Genomic DNA, 15989 nt, shown 5'->3' on the forward strand with positions numbered 1-15989 from the left:
GACTTGGCTCAGCTCGCGTCCAGAGCGGCGATGATCGCGCCGAAATCGCTGGCCTTGAGCGAGGCACCGCCCACCAGCGCGCCATCGACGTTGGAGGTCGCGAAAATCTCTTCCGCGTTGGAGGGTTTGACCGAGCCGCCATAGAGCAGGCGCATCCCGTTGCCCGCGTCCGCGAAGCGCGCGACCAGCGTGTTGCGCATGAAGTCATGCACCTCGGCGATCTGCTCCAGAGTCGGCGTGCGGCCCGTGCCGATCGCCCAGACGGGCTCATAGGCGATCACGCAATTGGCTGCGGTCGCACCATCGGGGACGGAGCCCGCAAGCTGTTCGCCGATCACGTCGAGCGTCTGTTCGCCGTCGCGCTGCGCCTCCGTTTCGCCCACGCAGATTACCGCAATCAGACCTGCGCCAATCGCCGCCTCGGCCTTGGCGCGCACGATCAGATCGCTTTCGTGATGATCCGCACGACGCTCGGAATGGCCGACGATGACGTAAGAGCCGCCCGCATCCGCGATCATCTGGGCCGAGATGTCGCCGGTATGCGCGCCGCTCTCGTTCATGTGGCAATCCTGCCCGCCGACCGCGAGCTTGCCGCCAGCGGCCTCGGCCATCGCGCCGATCAGCGTCGCGGGCGGGCACAGGAGCACGTCACAGGCGGGGGACGGATGCGCTTCGGTCAGCGCCGAGACCTCGCCCAGATTGCTCTTGAGCCCGTTCATCTTCCAATTGCCGGCAGCCAGTTTCTTGCGCATGTGCGATTATTCTCCCTGATGTCGTTGCGGCCGACATTAGGGCAGGGGGCGCAGGCTCGCAAAGGGCAAATTGGCGCGGGGGCGAGACTTAGCCGTTGGTCTGGGGGGCTTCCATATCGGCGAACTTGATCGACTCGCCGCAGCCGCATTCATCGACCACGTTTGGATTGCGGAACTTGAAGCCCGATTCCAGAAGGCCGGTCTCATAGTCGATTTCGGTGCCCAGCATGAACATCTGCGCCATCGGCGCGATCAGCACACGGGCGGGGCCCTTTTCCACGACGATATCCATAGGTCCGGCCTCGGCCGCGACCTCCATCGTGTATTCCATGCCCGCGCAGCCCCCTTTCTTCACGCCGATGCGGAAGCCAGCCGCATCCTCGCGCGACATCAGCTTGGCGATCTGCGCGACGGCGGCGTCGGTCAGGGTGACGGGATCTTGTCCGGGGACGTTGAACATGGGGGCTCTCCTTCACCGAGTAATTTAGTCGGGGACGGGCAGGATTCCAAGGGGCGGAAGCTGTCCCAAAACCGCGAGCGTGGCGTAAGAGGCGGCGAGCGCCCAGCCGAAAGAGGCCAGCGTGCCGATGATCACATATTCGGATTTCGGATTCGCCCCGTCCTTGGAGACCGCCTCGAAGCGCAGGATCGACTTCGCCGCGATCAGGAAGCCGATGCCGGAGGGCTGACCGGCGAGTACCAGCAGAAAGATCAGCCCGCGTTCGAGCAGCCCGATCATCCGCCCGCCCTGCGGCAGCCCCTCAGGCGGTGCGTCGTTTTCATATTGCGCCATCAGCATCCCCACCGCGAAACCGCCCGCGCGGGTGGTGATCAGAAGCCCGGTGGCGAGCGTCAGAGCGCCGGGGAGCCAAGTGAGGTTCGCCCAGAGCGAGTTGGCCCAGAACGTCGGGAAGGCGGCGGCGATCAGCGCGGTCGCAGCCAGATGAGCGGCTTGATCGCCGAGGAAGGCGGCGAGGGGAAGTTTGGCGGGCGCGAAGCTCTTGGCGATGTCGATCACCAGATGGCTGAGGGCGACCAGCGCCAGCACCCCGATCAGCGCCCAGCTCAGCTGCAGCCCCACCAACAGCGTCAGCCCGGCAAGGATCGCGATATGCGTGGCCAGCGCAGCCAATTCCCGCCCGGCCTTCTTCACCGCCATGTCTCTGCTTTGAAACGCGAAATCGGTGAAGGCATGGGCGAAGAGAAGCGCCGCGAAAGTCTCGATCATGGGGTCTCCTCGATCATCGCCAAGGCCTCCACGATGGCCGGGTAGGCCGCGCTTGCCAAGGCCTGTGCCAGCGATTGCCGGGTGATGCCGATCTCGGATGCGGCGGCGGTCTGGGTCGGAGGTTTGATGCGCAGCATCGGCGCGATCGCGCGCGCCTGCGCTGGCGTCCATTCCTCCGAGAGATGATCGAACAGCCGCAATGCCGCGCCAAGCGCCCCGCCCGCCGCATGAGCGATGCGCGGCCCCTCGAGGCTGTCGAGCAGTTGCCCCGAGGCAGTGAAGACCGGCCCCGACGCCCCGTTCAGGTCGCCATCCGCAGGCAGCGTGCCATCCCCCTCCGCAATCGCGATCCGGGTCGAGAATGCCTCGCCCAGAGCGCGCAACTCGGCCTCGATCAGCACTGCCAGCCTTGCCTGATGGCGCGGCTCGGTGATCGCGATCTGCCAGCCATCGCCGCGATTGCGGGCAAAATGCGCGGCGCCAAGCGCGGGCCGCAACGCTTCCGCCGCCCCCTCGATCGCATCAAGCGCCGCGCTCAGCTCGGAGGTCGAGAGTCGGGTCGAGGCGACGATATCGCCGGTGAGGACGCAAAAATAAGCCATACGCAGGTTGTAATGCCTGCGCATGGCGATATGCAAGTAAAAAAGCCTGCATTAACTATTTAGCAGTCGAAATAGCCTGCGTCATTCATCGAGGAACGGATAATCCGTATAGCCCTCAGCACCGCCGCCGTAGAACGTGTCCGGGTTCGGCGTGTTGAGCGGCGCGTCCTTCTCGAAGCGCTTCGGCAGGTCCGGGTTCGCGATGAACAGCTTGCCGAAGGCCACAGCCGCCGCGCCCTCTTTCAGCGCCGCTTCGGCCATCGCCTTGTCGTAACCATTATTCGCGATATAGGGCGCTTTCGACTTCGCACGCAGCGTCTCGATCCCGTCCTCGGGCCACTCGCGCGGCCCGCCGGTCTGGCCTTCCACGAAATGAACATAGGCCATCGGCTTCGTGTTGAGGAAATCGACCACCGCGCCGAACAGCTCCGCGGTGTTGCTGTCGATGCCGACGTTATTCGCGTTCGACCACGGCGAGAGGCGGATACCCACGCGCTCGGCGCCAAGGATTTCGGTCACCGCGTCCACCACTTCGCGCAGGAAGCGGGTGCGGTTCTCGATCGAGCCGCCATATGCGTCCTCGCGTTTGTTCGAGGTGTCGCGCAGGAACTGGTCGATCAGGTAGCCATTCGCGGCGTGGATCTCGACGCCATCGAAGCCCGCAGCTTTCGCGTTGCGCGCCGCGTTGCGGTAATCCTCGACCGTGGCGGCGATCTCTTCGACCGTCAGCGCATGGGGCGTGGTGGTCGCGACGAAGCCTTCACCGTCGAAGGTTTTCGCCTCGGCCGAGATCGCCGAGGGGCCGACAGGGTCGCGCCCATCCAGAAGCTGCGGCACCGAAATCCGGCCCACGTGCCAGATCTGCGCGACGATCTTGCCGCCCGCGCCATGCACGGCCTCGGTGACCTTCTTCCAGCCCGCGACCTGCGCGTCGTTATAGATACCGGGCGTCCAGGCATAACCCTGACCCATCGGCGAGATCTGCGTGCCTTCGGTGATGATCAGGCCCGCGCCTGCGCGCTGGCGGTAATATTCCACCGTCATGTCGGTCGGATGCAGATCGGGCGCGCGGTTGCGGGTCAGCGGGGCCATCACGAAACGGTTGGCGATCTCGATCGCGCCGAGCTTCGTGGGGGAGAATAGCGTATCAGCCATGTCGGTCATCTAGTCGGGCCTCTCATCGGGTTTGACGTTCGGCAGCATGAGATGGGTCTTGCAGCGCGATGGGCAAGGTGAGCTACGCGCAACGCCCCTGTGCGCAAATGCGAGGAAGCAAAAAGGGAGCCGCGTGGCTCCCTTCCTCTTGGTCCGAAATATCCCGGGGGGCACCCGCAGGGTGCGGGGGCAGAGCCCCCTCCGGACCTCACATGAAGCCCAGTTCGAGCCGCGCCTCGTCGGACATCATGTCCATGCCCCATTGCGGATCGAAGGTCATCTCGACATCGACATCGCGCAGACCGCCCACGCAGGCCACGGCATCGTGAACCCAGCCCGGCATCTCACCCGCGACAGGGCAGCCCGGCGCGGTGAGCGTCATGATCACCTTCGCGTCATTCTCGGGGCTGATCTCGATCGTGTAGACGAGGCCGAGATCGTAGATGTTCACCGGAATTTCCGGGTCATAGACGGTGCGGCACGCTTCCACGACACTTTCGTAGAGCGGGTGATCGGTCGTCGAGGGCTTGATCAGCGGGGTGCCTTCAAGCGGCTCTTCGGGCGTGGCGGTCATGGAAGCCTCTTTCATCGGCGGGGGCGCGCGCGGGCGCCTATCGAATTACTCGACTGTTTATCTAGGTGATAGGACCCGAGCCGTAAAGGGAGGCGTGGGCTGTCTGCTGATATGTGATGACCTGGCGTCCATGACGACACGTTGGTTGAGAAGGTGCGCGCCCGAGCCTCGGGTGGGCGCGTGGCGTCGCCTGTGGCCGGGCGCTTTATCTTGCAAGCTCGGCGGACGCTTGAGCCTGCGACGACATCGCCAATGCGCCCTCCCGGGGGGGGAGGGTCGGGCGCGGCCCGGGGCTGGCCGCCCCGGGCCAAAGGGAGAAAGCGGCGCGCTCCTCCCAACGCTCCTGCCTTGACGCCCCGCACGCTTCGCGCCAAACCGATCCCATGTTGCCCGAAGAGAAACTCGACCAGATCCTCGCGCGCTTCGAGTACCTCGAGGCGCTACTCAATGCTGGTGCGGAGCCCGCCAAGATCGCCGAAATCAGCCGCGAATATTCCGAACTCAAACCGGTCGTCACCCAGATCGAGGCCTGGCGTCAGGCGCGTGCCGATCTGGAAGAGGCAGAGGGGTGGATGGCCGATCCGGAAATGCGCGATCTGGCCGAGGAAGAATTGCCGCGCCTCAAATCCCGTATCCCCGAGATGGAGCAGGCCTTGCGCGTGGCGCTTCTGCCGAAGGACGCCGCCGACGCGCGCCCCGCGATCTTGGAGATCCGCCCCGGCACGGGTGGCGAAGAAGCGGCGCTTTTCGCAGGCAACCTGCTGCGGATGTATCAGAAATACGCCGAGAAACACGGCTGGCGGTTCGAGATGATGGAGCTGACCGAGACCGAGCTGGGCGGCGTCAAGGAAGCCGTGGCCCGGATCGAGGGCGAGGGTGTCTTTGCTCGGCTGAAATACGAGTCCGGCGTTCACCGCGTGCAGCGCGTGCCGGAAACCGAGGCCGGCGGGCGTATCCATACCTCGGCCGCGACCGTGGCGGTGCTGCCCGAGGTCGAGGCGGTCGATATCGACGTCCCCGCCAATGACATCCGGATCGACACGATGCGGGCCTCCGGGGCAGGCGGCCAGCACGTCAACACGACGGACTCGGCGGTGCGCATCACCCATATCCCGACCGGGATCGTCGTGACCTCGTCGGAGAAATCTCAGCACCAGAACCGCGCCAATGCGATGGCGGTGCTGCGCGCGCGGCTGTTCGAGGCCGAACGCGACCGCGCAGCCTCCGAGCGCGCCGAGACGCGGAAGTCTCTGGTGGGCTCCGGCGACCGCTCGGAGCGCATCCGCACCTATAATTTCCCGCAAGGGCGGCTGACCGATCACCGCATCAATCTTACGCTCTATTCCCTTGATAAGGTTATGGAAGGCGAGATCGACGAGGTGGTCGACGCGCTGATTGCCGACGATCAGGCGGCCAAGCTCGCGGAGATGGAGGCGTGAGGGCGCAGGATGCGCTTGTCGCCGCGACCCGGCGTCTGCGCGAGGCCGGGATCGAGGGCGCGCAGACCGATGCGCGCAGGCTTCTGGCCCATGCGCTCCAGATTGCACCCGACCGGCTGACGCTGGCGCTGCAAGATGCGCTGCCAGAGGACGCTACTGCCCGGTTCGAGGCGGCACTCACCGCCCGCGAAGCGCGCCAGCCCGTCGCCCAGATCACCGGCAAGCGCCTCTTCTGGGGCCACGAATTCCGCGTCACCCGCGACACGCTCGACCCGCGCCCGGAGACGGAATTGCTGGTCGAGGTGGCGCTGGAGCGGCCCTTCGTCCACGCGCTCGACCTTGGCACGGGCACCGGCTGCATCCTGATTTCGCTGCTGAAATCCATGCCCTTCGCGGCGGGGACGGGCACCGATCTGTCGGACGCCGCGCTGGAGGTCGCGAAAAGCAACGCCGAGGCGCTCGGTGTGGCCAAACGCGCCAAGTTCCTGATTTCAGACTGGTTTGCCAATGTGCCGGGGCGCTACGACCTCATCGTCTCGAACCCGCCCTATATCGCCCAAGACGAAATGGCGGGGCTCTCGCAGGATGTGCGCGACTGGGAGCCGCTCTCGGCGCTGACCCCCGGCGGCGATGGGCTCGACGCCTATCGTGCGATTGCACGCGGGGCAGGGGCGCGGTTGCTCGCAGGCGGTCGTCTTGCGGTGGAGATCGGCCCGACACAGGCGCAGGCGGTCAGTGACCTCTTCGCGGCCCAAGGTTTCGAGCGGATCGAGACGCGCCAGGATCTCGATGGGCGCGACCGCGTCGTTTTGGCGCATAAATCCGGGGATACGGCGGATTGCGGCGCTTCCTGAGCGCGAAATCGCGCAAAAACTTGGGGAAAACCTCGCGAATCGGCGGAAATCGCGGATTTGACCGATTTTCTGACTTGAAAGGTGGCCCCCCGCATGTTTAGTCAAGCCTGTGCAGGGCGGATATTGATCCACCGCACGGCTCAGCTTCACAGCGCGGGTGTTAGGAACGAAACCGGGCAAGTATGCCCAGCGTGACAGTTCAGCCCGCAGGCCACGCATTAGCGGCCATTTCCGAAAAGCCCGTGACAACGGGCCAAGAAAACGAAAGCCATGAGATCTTCGAAATCCCGTTCGCGCAATAAGTCGAACCGTCAACGGTCGATGGGCAATATCGTTAACCGCGTCTTCGACAGCTCCGGCCCCGAAGGCAAGGTGCGCGGTACGCCGCAGCAGATCATCGACAAATATCTTCAGCTTGCGCGCGATGCGCAGCTCGGCAACGATCGCGTGGCCGAACAAAACTTTCTGCAGCACGCAGAGCATTACACGCGAATGCTGGGCGAGGCGCAGAAAGAACAGGCTCGCGAGCAAGAGGCCCGCAACCAGCAGCGCCAGCAGAACAACCAGAATAACGGCAACCAGAACAATGGTGGCCAGAATAACGGTGGTCAGAACCAAGGCGGTAACGGTCAGCAGGGCGGTCAAAACAGCGGCCAGAACCACGCTCAGCAGGACGACGGCCAGAACGAGGCCCAGTCGAAGGGTGAAGCTCAGGACAACAATACGTCCGAGCGTCGCGAAGAGCGCAGCGAGGCGAAATCCTCCGGTCGCAACAAGCGCGCCGAAAGCCCCGAGATGATGCCGCCGATGCCGCAGCTGGAGCTCGAAGAGGATTCCACCCTCGTCGAGACGCCGGAAAGCCGCAGCAGCGAAGAGGCACCGAAAGCCGCGGAACAGCCTGAGAAGGCCGAGAAAGCGGAAAAGGCCGAAAAGCCCAAGCGTCCGCGCGCCCCGCGCAAGCCGCGCGCCCCGAAAGCCGACAAGGCTGAAAAGGCAGAGGCGAGCGCCGAGCTGCCCAAAGCGTCTGGCGAGTAAAGCCTCGGACAAGAGATAGCAAAAGGCCCGCCGGATCGGCGGGCCTTTTTGCATGATGGGGCAGGGGCGGCGCTCAGGCGGTCAGGTCTTTGTCCAGAAACACCCGGTCATAGCCGCCATCCATCCGGCGGTCGCGCTCGACAAAACCGAGCCGCGCATAGACCGCGCGGCTCTCCTCCATCGCGGCATTGGCGTAAAGCCACAGCTTTTCCGCGCCGATCTCGCGGGCGCGCGCCGCGGCGAACGCCTTCAACTGCCGCCCGATCCCCTGGCCCTGCGCGGCCGGTTCGACGGCGACGGGCTCGATCTGCAACCGGGGCGGCGGGCCGTCATCCGCAAAGAGCCCGATATAGCCCGCGACCCCACTCGTCCCCTCGCAGACCCAGAGATGCGGCAGCTCGGCGGCATGATCGGCGAGCATCGGTGCGGGCGGGCGTCCGATCCGGGGAATGTAGGGGGAGAAGGCCGCCTCGGCGATCTCGGCAATGCGCGGCAGGTCGTCCTCGCGCGCCGGGCGGATCATTCCTGACCCGCGACGATGCGTGCAAGTCGGCAGAACTGCTCCAGTGTCACGCGTTCGGCGCGCTCGGTCGGTGCGATCCCGGCCTGCTCCAGCTTCGCCTCGATATCCGGGGCCACGCCCTTCAGCGAGGCGCGCAGCATCTTGCGGCGCTGGTTGAAACCCGCAGCGACGACCCGGCTGAGCGTCGCCGCATCGGCCGGATAGCGCGGCTCGGGCAGCGCGCGCAGATGCACCACTGCCGAATGAACCTTCGGCGCGGGCGTGAAGGCCTCGGGCGGCAGGCTCATCACGATCTTCGCCTCGGCACGCCACTGCGCGAGGATCGCGAGCCGCCCGTAATGTTTGCTGCCCGGCTTCGCCACGATCCGCTCGGCCACCTCGCGCTGGAACATCAGCGTCAGGCTCTCCCAGAAGGGCGGCCACTCTTTCGGCGTCAGCCAGCGCACCAGCAACTCGGTGCCGACGTTATAGGGCAGGTTCGCGGCGATCTTGATCGGCGGTGTCAGATGCGCGAGCGGATCGATCTGCAGCGCATCGCCGTTGATGACCTCGAGCCGCCCCGGATAGGCCTCGGCAATCTCGGCCAAAGCGGGCAGGCAGCGCGTGTCCTTCTCGATCGCGAGGACCTTGCGCGCGCCTTCGGCCAGAAGCCCGCGCGTCAGACCGCCCGGGCCGGGGCCGACCTCCAGCACGTCCGCACCCGTCAGATCGCCCGCAGAGCGCGCGATCTTCGCGGTCAGGTTCAGATCCAGCAGGAAGTTCTGCCCGAGGCTCTTCTTTGCCACCAGATCATGCGTCTGCAGAACCTCGCGCAGCGGCGGTAGCCCGTCGATCGTGGCCATCACACAGCCTCAGTCATGACGCGCGGCTCCCATCCGGGCCGCCATCTCCAGCGCCGCGATCAGCGAGGCGGGGTTGGCGCGGCCCTGGCCCGCGATGTCATAGGCGGTGCCGTGATCGGGCGAGGTCCGCACGAAGGGCAGGCCGAGCGTGATATTCACCCCGCCGTCGAAATCGAGCGTCTTGATCGGGATCAGCGCCTGATCGTGATAGGCGCAGATCGCGGCGTCGTAAGTCTGACGGGCGCGGGCGTGGAACATCGTATCGGCTGGCATCGGGCCTGCGACGGCGTAGCCCTCTTCGCGCAGACCGTCGAGCGTGTCGGCGATCCAGTCGCCTTCCTCGGAGCCCATCGCGCCGCCTTCGCCCGCATGGGGGTTCAGCCCCGCCACGGCGATCCGTGGGGCAGAGAAGCCGAAATCGCGCCGCAGCCCTTCATAGGTGATCCGCACCGTCTCGCGCAGAAGCTGCGGGGTCAGGAGTTTCGGCACCTCGGAGAGCGCGACATGGATCGTGGCGGGCACCACGCGCAGCGGCGGGTCGACACGCGACGAGGCCAGCATCATCACCACCCGCTCGACGCCCGCGAGATGGGCCAGATATTCGGTATGGCCGGGGAAGGTGAACTTTGCCCCGTCCTTCAGCGCCTTCTTGTTGATCGGCGCGGTCGTCAGCCCGGTGCCTTCGCCGCGCATCACCAGATCGACGCCGCGCGCGATCACGTCGATCACGGCTTTCGCATTGGCCGGATCCGGCTCGCCCGGCAGGGCGGCGGCGGGGAATTGATGGGGCAGCACCGGCAGCCCGGCGCTGGCATGGCGCAGCGCATCGGAGGGCCGGTCGATCTCGCGGATCTTCGTGCCGCGCGGCAGATGCGCGGGATCGCCGATCCAGACGAAGGGCAGTTTCGCGCCGCAATGCTCCCAGGCGCGGGCGGCGATCTCGGGGCCAACCCCCGAGGGATCGCCGCAGCTGAGGATCACGGGGCGGTCGGGCGCACGGGCCGCGGTGCGATCGGTCGGCTGGGCGCTCATTTGCGCACGATCACCGCGTCGGCTTCCAGATCGGCCATGTAACCGTTGGCATAGGCTTCGAGGGCCTTGCTCTCCAGTGCCGCGCGGACCTGATCGCGGTCGGGGGCCGACTGGTCGCCCTCGGGGGCCACCTTGCGATCGCAGAGCATCACCAGAAGATCGTTTGCGCCCTGCGGGATCACTTCGCTCTCGCCCACGTCGAGATGCGACAGCGCGAGACCGACATTGGTCGGCACCTGCGCCTGCGCCACGTCCTCATGCATGGTGAGCGCGCTCGGCGGGAAGCCCTTGCCGATGGTGTAGAGCTGGTTGCATTGGCGCGCCGCGGCCACCTGGCTCTGGATCTTGGCCGATTGCTGCGAGCCGGTCTGGCCGATCGCGAAGGTCATGTAGCTCAGCGACTGCGGGCCCGACGGCGCGTCGCCGTCACCGATCGCGCGCAGCATGAAAACCGCGACCGCGCCCTTGAGTTCGATCGGCTGGGTCGCCGTGCCGGGCTTGAGCTTGAGCACCACGCCGCGCAGTTGCGGCGGCAGCTTGTCGATCGGCATCCAGTCCAGACGCCCGCCGCGATCCCGCGAGGGAGCGGCCGAATATTGACGTGCGAGTGCTGCGAATGCGCCTTCGCCCTGCGCGGCCGACAGTTGCCGCGCCTGACCCATCGCCGCGCGCTCGCGGCCCGGCGGGGCGGGCACGATCGCCTCGGAGATCAGCACTTTCACGCCCTTGCCGGTCTGGCTTTCGGGCTTCATCGCGCGGTCGATGTCCGCTTTCGTGATGTTCACCTGCGGCCCGAAGCGCGCCCGGATCACCTGACGCCAGACGAGACCGGCCTCGGTGAAGTTGCGGAAGGTGTTCGGATCGACGCCTTCCTTCTGCAGCGCCTGCACGAATTGCTCGCCGGTCATGTTCGCGCGGCCCGCGAATTCGTCCATGCCCTGCTGAATCGCGGCTTCGTCGAGCTTGATGCCGATGCGATTGCCGGCCCAGACGCGCAGGCGATCTTCGATCAGCGCCTTCTCGGCATCCTCGCGGGAGTTCGAGCCGGCATTGAGCAGCTGCATGAAGCGCTGGCGCTGGCTGATCTCGTAATCGGTCACGCCCATCCCGTTGACGGTAACGACGGGCGCGAAGCTGCCGCCCGATTGCGCCTGCGCCGTCCCTGCGGCGAAAGGCAGGGCGAGCATCAGCGCCAGAAGGGTGAGCAGTCGGGTCATCATCGTCATGAGCGTGCCTGTCCGTTTCGTCTCGTTCAGTCTTGGCCCTTTGGGCCTCGTTGATCCTCTGGGCCCGCTGGGCCGCTTTGCGATCCTCAGCCTCACCCTCCGCAGGTTCGCCGCGCGGGCGCACCGCCACTCGCGCCGAAGCCGACGAGTTGGACGGAAAGGCCGAAATCGGTCTCCGGGGCTACACTAGTGGATGACGTGAAGCGGCGCGAGAGGGAAAGATCAACCGCGATGCATTCGGTCTGGTAGCGCAGGCCGAGCTTGGCGCGCGCGGCGCGCTCGGCGGTGAAATCGTAACGTGTGCTGAGCGTGCCCGACCAGCCGTTGCCCCAACGCCATCCCGTGTCGAGCATCAGTTCCGACATGTTGTCGTCGCGCCCTTCGGCGGGGTTTTTCTCGAGCCAGAGATATCCTGCCGAGACGTTGAAGTCGTCGCCGGCCCGCGACAGCCGCAACTCGTCGCGCGACACGGAGAAGTTATCGTCGAACAGCGCGCGGTTCGACAGCGTCAGCCCGTTCGCGGTGGCCAGATGGGTTGCGAGGAGCCAGTCGGATTTCGTCCCCGACAGCCCCGTGCCCTGCGAGAACTGGCTCAGATCGCGCTGGCGGAAGACGCGGCCCGCCGCGACGCCCAGCGACCAGCCGGAGCTGTCATAGCGCGTCCAGCCGAGCCCGACATTGGCGCGCAGGCCGGTCTCGCGCGCGTCCTCGCCCGGATAGCGGGTCAGCGAGAACAGGTTGCCGCCGTCGAATTCGGGCAGCTGGCTGTCCTCGTTGGGGGCGTCCGCCAGATGATCGGGCGCCCAGACGATCTGCGCCACTGGCTCGATCACATAGGCGGCGCGACCGCTCGTCTTCACCCAGGGCCAGCGGATTTCCGCGGCGACGGTGGGTTGGCCGCGCAGGATCGTGTCGCTGAAGGCGGGGTCCTGATTGGTCTCGATGATGTCGCCCGCGAATTGCGCCTCGAGCGAGCCCAGCATACCCGGCCCGAACAGCCAGTTGCGGCGCCAGTCGGCGGTGAGCGAGCCACGCACCATGTCGCGCCCGTCGGGGCGGCCGTCGCCGTTGAGATCGAGCGTCGAACTCGAAGCGCGCCGCGTCGCCAAGGTGGAAAACCGCAGGCTGCCCTGTCCGCCGATCCCAGCGGGGCGGAAGGTGCGGATCCATTCGCCGGTGCCGCTCAGCATCGGTTCGGTGGAGTTGCTCTCATCCGCGCGCAGCGAGTGAACGTTGCCCACGCGGGTCCAGATCAGCTCGTCGCGGCGTACCCTTTCGAGCTCGACACCCGACCACAGCCGATCGTCGTCGCCGAGCCCGTAATTGAGCAGGTAACTGTCGTCGCTGACCAGCCGAAGCTGCGCGGTCAGGCGGAATTCGCGGGGCAGCTGTGCCTCGAGATCGCCGAAGAGATAGCCGCGCGTGCCGCTGCGAATGTCGTCATTGCTCAGCGCGCCCGACCATTCCATCTTGCCCCAGTTGAAGGCCTGCCGGTAGCGCAGGTTCAGCGTCTCGGTGCGCGAGGTCGCGAAATAGGGCGTCACCGTCAGGTCGCGGCTGGGCCCGAGCGCGATGAAATAGGGCACCAGAAGCCCCGGTCCGAGACCGCTCGTGGTGCGGAACTGCGGGGCGAGGAAGCCCGTCATCCGCCGCACGCCCGGCGCGGGCAGGCGCAGCCGCGGCAGATAGGCGATCGGCACGCCCGCCGCGCGGAACTGCGCATCCTCGAAGACGATCTGCCGCGTGGTCGCGTTATGCACGACGCGGCTCGCGCGGATTTCCCAAAGCGGCGTCGGATTGGTCCGGCAGACCTCGCAGGACGAGGCCACGACCTTGTTCATGATCGTGATCGCGCCGTCGCGCCGCTCGATCCGGGCGGCGGCGAGCTGCAATTCGCGCGCCATCACCATCCGGGCGCTAAGAAGGATGCCGTTCTGCAGATCCGAGGAGAGCTCCGCCTGCGAGGCGAGGATCACCGCCTGCGACTGACCGGGCTGCACCAGCCGGATCGGACCTTCGAGGTAGAGCTTGTCCGCCTTCTGGTCATAGACCACGCGCTTGGCCGAAAGCCGGTTCGACTTGTAGAAGACCTCGACATTGCCTTCTGCGACCAGCTCGTTCTGATTGCGGATCGAGACCCGGTCGGCCAGCAACGTCGCCAATTCGTCCGAAGAGGGGATCGCCGCGTCCTGTGTCGTGGTGGAGGCTGTCGCGGTGGCGTCTTGTGCGCGCACCGTCTGCGGTCCCGCCACGCCAAGCGCGACGATCAGCGCCAAGGCGCTCGCCCGTCCTGCCAAGGCGCCGAATTGCCGCCGCATCACCCATCCTCCCGGTGCAGTAGCCGCGCCAGCGGCAGCATCAACCCGATCACCGGCGGCGCCCAAGCCGCGAGCAGAACGGGAATCTGTCCGTTATCGCCCAGAACTTGCGCGATATTGCGCAGGAAGAACAAGCCCAGACCCGCCGCCAAGGCCAAAAGAACCTTCGCGCCGATGCCCCCAAAGCGCACATGATCCATCGTGAAGCTGGCAGCGATCAGCACCATCGCGGCCAGTAGCACCGGCAGCGCCAGCTCCATCTGGAACCACACGATATGGCGCCGCGCCGAGAAGCCCGCATCCTCGAGCGACGCGATGAAGCTCGGCAATTGCCAGATCGGCACGGCGGAGGGCTTGCCGAAACTGTCGCGGATGCTGGCGACCGTCAGGTCCGAGGGCAGCGAGAGGCTGTCTTGGGTCGTGGCGTCGCGCTCGGGGTTGGTGGATTCGCCCAGCGGCCAGTCCTTCACGTCCTGCAACTGCCATGCGCCCGGCACCAGCGTCGCGGTCTTCGCGTCGATCCGGCGCACCGGGCCGCGATTAGGGTCGAAGATCAGGAAGGTCACGCCATGCAGGGTCGTGGCATCGCCATTGGCGCGTTCGGCATGGATCACCGCCTGCGCCAGCGACTTGCCGTCCGACGCGAGGCCCGCGCTTTGCCGCATCCACACGCCTTCGCGCCCGATCGAGACGGTCGAGCCGCCATCGGAGGTGTAGTGATCGACGAGTATCTCGTAGCGCTTCGAGGTCGCCGAGACGAGCGGGTTGCCCACCAGAAGCGCCAGCAGGCCAAGCACCAGCGCCGCGGCGATCGGCGCGGCCAGCATCCGCAGCGCGGACCGGCCCGCCGCCCGGATCACCACCAGTTCCGAGCTGCGCGCCAGCGCGACGAACAGCGCCACCGCCGACAGCATCACGATCAGCGGCAGGATGGTGTAAATCGTCTCGGGGATATTGAGCGCAGAGAGCACCGAGAGCTGCAGAAGGCTCAGCCCCTGATCGGAGAAGCGGCGGATTTCCTCGACCACGTCGATCAGGAACAGGATGCCCCAGAAGCTCGCCGCGACGATCAGGAAGCTGCGGAGGAACCGTTTCGCAAGATAGAGGGCAAGCGTCACGCGGCAGCCTCCCGTTTGGGCCGGATACGGCGCGGACGCCCCGACCACCACAGCATGAACAGCACCATCACGATCCCGCCCAGCGTCGGCGCGATCAGGCTCGGCCAGAGCGAGGGGTCGCGCCCGGAACTCGTCTCGGCAGCGTTTTGCAGCACCTGCACCACGATCAGCCCGCCAATGGCGAGCGACATCTGCCGCCACATGCCGAAGCGCGAGAATGTGCCCATCATCAGCGCCGAGAAGCCGATCAGCGCCGCGATCGGCGCCAGCAGGGGCTGGGTGATCCGCCGGGCAAGCTCCAGCCGCAGCGCGTCGCGGGCTGCCTTGGCGCTCTCCGCGCCCGGTGTCGCGTCCAGATCGGTCCCCGCCATCATCGCGGCGAGGCGCGGCGTCGTCATCTCGTCGATCTTCGGCGCCCGCGCCTTACCGGCCTTCAGGAACGAGCCGATATCATAGGTGAAATTGCTGAACCGCGTGACCGACAAGCGGTCCGACGGTTTGCGCAGGGTCTGGGCCATGCCCGAGAACATGATCAGTTTCGGCCCCGTCTCGGTCTTCACGATCACGCCCTTGTCGGCGGTGTAGATTGTGCTCGTCTGCGCCGAGCGGCTGTCGGAGACGAAGATATCCTGCAACTCCCCCAGATCGGAGATGCGCCGGATATAGATCGAGATGCCCGGCGCGGGATGCTGGAACGTGCCTTCGGTGAGGAATTTCGCGGTCAGGTTCTGCGCGACCTCCTGCTGGCGCTCGGCCAGCCGGGCCTTCGCGGCGGGGACGAGGAAATTCACCAGCAAAGCCATCATCACCGAGGCGATCAGCCCGAAGACCAGCACCGGACGCGCCAGCCGCCAGTTCGAGGTGCCAGTGGCGCGCATCACTACCAATTCGCTGTCCTGATCGAGCCGATTGAACGCGTAGATCGTGGCGGCGAAGGCGGCGACCGGCAGGACGATGCGGATGACGTAAGGCAAGGTCAACGCGGTGAATTCCAGCACCACCGTCGCGGTCTGGCCATCCGAAATCAGGCTGTCGAACATGATCACAGCCCGGTTGACCCAATAGACGGAGACCAGCACGAGCGCGAAAAACCCGAACAGCGCCATCAATTTGGACAAAACATATCTGTCCAGTTGCGTCACGACCCTCTCAATACCCCCGAATATTTCCCTTTCTCTAGCCTGTCGGGCGAAGTGAGGGAAGGGCACAGCGGGGGTGCTTTTCATTTTCCGGAGGCAGGGCTAGGCTCGCGCGCAATTTGATGCCAATCGCGACCGAGCGCCGCCGACGC

At 66.1% G+C, this 15989-nt stretch carries 16 protein-coding genes; 3 read left to right on the forward strand and 13 right to left on the reverse strand.

Features of this window, described 5'->3' with window-relative positions; translation table 11 throughout:
* Positions 1-8: 8 nt before the first annotated feature.
* The 6 genes from tpiA to BMI89_RS06730 all read right to left on the reverse strand — a co-directional run bounded on the left by tpiA (position 9) and on the right by BMI89_RS06730 (position 4311).
* Positions 9-752, reverse strand: a complete 744-nt coding sequence (gene tpiA / locus BMI89_RS06705; protein WP_078570303.1) for a triose-phosphate isomerase — start codon at positions 750-752, stop codon at positions 9-11.
* Between the two features lie 88 nt (positions 753-840).
* Complete coding sequence (locus BMI89_RS06710; RefSeq protein ID WP_075774555.1) at positions 841-1212, reverse strand: iron-sulfur cluster assembly accessory protein; 372 nt, start codon at positions 1210-1212, stop codon at positions 841-843.
* Between the two features lie 24 nt (positions 1213-1236).
* Positions 1237-1980 (reverse strand): DUF3307 domain-containing protein, encoded by a 744-nt coding sequence (locus tag BMI89_RS06715; RefSeq protein WP_078570304.1) that lies wholly within the window; start codon positions 1978-1980, stop codon positions 1237-1239.
* A complete protein-coding gene (locus BMI89_RS06720) occupies positions 1977-2582 on the reverse strand; it encodes a MarR family transcriptional regulator (RefSeq protein ID WP_143593838.1) in 606 nt (201 codons plus the stop codon). The genes BMI89_RS06715 and BMI89_RS06720 overlap by 4 nt, the downstream gene beginning before the upstream one ends.
* Positions 2583-2663: 81 nt before the next feature.
* Entirely contained in the window at positions 2664-3737 is a 1074-nt protein-coding gene (locus BMI89_RS06725; protein ID WP_078570502.1) for an alkene reductase, read from the reverse strand.
* 208 nt (positions 3738-3945) lie between these two features.
* Complete coding sequence (locus BMI89_RS06730) at positions 3946-4311, reverse strand: DUF59 domain-containing protein (RefSeq protein ID WP_093476840.1); 366 nt, start codon at positions 4309-4311, stop codon at positions 3946-3948.
* 383 nt (positions 4312-4694) lie between these two features.
* Here BMI89_RS06730 and prfA point away from each other — a divergent pair, with 383 nt between their 5' ends.
* The 3 genes from prfA to BMI89_RS06745 all read left to right on the forward strand — a co-directional run bounded on the left by prfA (position 4695) and on the right by BMI89_RS06745 (position 7639).
* A complete protein-coding gene (gene prfA / locus BMI89_RS06735; protein ID WP_078570306.1) occupies positions 4695-5750 on the forward strand; it encodes a peptide chain release factor 1 in 1056 nt (351 codons plus the stop codon).
* On the forward strand, positions 5747-6604 hold the full coding sequence (gene prmC / locus BMI89_RS06740; RefSeq protein WP_078570307.1) for a peptide chain release factor N(5)-glutamine methyltransferase: 858 nt from the start codon (positions 5747-5749) through the stop codon (positions 6602-6604). The genes prfA and prmC overlap by 4 nt, the downstream gene beginning before the upstream one ends.
* A gap of 270 nt (positions 6605-6874) precedes the next feature.
* Positions 6875-7639, forward strand: coding sequence for a DUF4167 domain-containing protein (locus BMI89_RS06745; RefSeq protein WP_078546741.1), 765 nt, complete (start codon positions 6875-6877; stop codon positions 7637-7639).
* A gap of 73 nt (positions 7640-7712) precedes the next feature.
* On the opposite strand, the gene BMI89_RS06750 is transcribed toward BMI89_RS06745, so the two are convergent.
* From BMI89_RS06750 to lptF, 7 genes are all read right to left on the reverse strand, one after another.
* Positions 7713-8162, reverse strand: coding sequence for a GNAT family N-acetyltransferase (locus BMI89_RS06750; RefSeq protein WP_078570308.1), 450 nt, complete (start codon positions 8160-8162; stop codon positions 7713-7715).
* Complete coding sequence (gene rsmA / locus BMI89_RS06755) at positions 8159-9004, reverse strand: 16S rRNA (adenine(1518)-N(6)/adenine(1519)-N(6))-dimethyltransferase RsmA (RefSeq protein WP_078570309.1); 846 nt, start codon at positions 9002-9004, stop codon at positions 8159-8161. Before rsmA ends, BMI89_RS06750 begins: the two co-directional genes overlap by 4 nt.
* A gap of 9 nt (positions 9005-9013) precedes the next feature.
* Positions 9014-10036: a 4-hydroxythreonine-4-phosphate dehydrogenase PdxA gene (pdxA, locus tag BMI89_RS06760; protein WP_078539451.1), complete on the reverse strand. Its 1023-nt coding sequence runs from the start codon at positions 10034-10036 to the stop codon at positions 9014-9016.
* Positions 10033-11262: a peptidylprolyl isomerase gene (locus BMI89_RS06765; protein WP_078570310.1), complete on the reverse strand. Its 1230-nt coding sequence runs from the start codon at positions 11260-11262 to the stop codon at positions 10033-10035. The genes pdxA and BMI89_RS06765 overlap by 4 nt, the downstream gene beginning before the upstream one ends.
* 92 nt (positions 11263-11354) lie before the next feature.
* Positions 11355-13580 (reverse strand): LPS assembly protein LptD, encoded by a 2226-nt coding sequence (gene lptD, locus BMI89_RS06770; protein ID WP_078570311.1) that lies wholly within the window; start codon positions 13578-13580, stop codon positions 11355-11357.
* The gene (gene lptG, locus BMI89_RS06775) at positions 13580-14698 is read right to left on the reverse strand and encodes an LPS export ABC transporter permease LptG (RefSeq protein ID WP_078570312.1); all 1119 of its coding nucleotides are present in this window, start codon (positions 14696-14698) and stop codon (positions 13580-13582) included. Before lptG ends, lptD begins: the two co-directional genes overlap by 1 nt.
* Positions 14695-15840, reverse strand: a complete 1146-nt coding sequence (gene lptF, locus BMI89_RS06780; protein WP_078570313.1) for an LPS export ABC transporter permease LptF — start codon at positions 15838-15840, stop codon at positions 14695-14697. The genes lptG and lptF overlap by 4 nt, the downstream gene beginning before the upstream one ends.
* Between the last annotated feature and the right edge of the window lie 149 nt (positions 15841-15989).

This window comes from Thioclava sp. F36-7, assembly GCF_002020075.1.
GTDB classification, from domain to species: Bacteria; Pseudomonadota; Alphaproteobacteria; order Rhodobacterales; family Rhodobacteraceae; genus Thioclava; species Thioclava sediminum.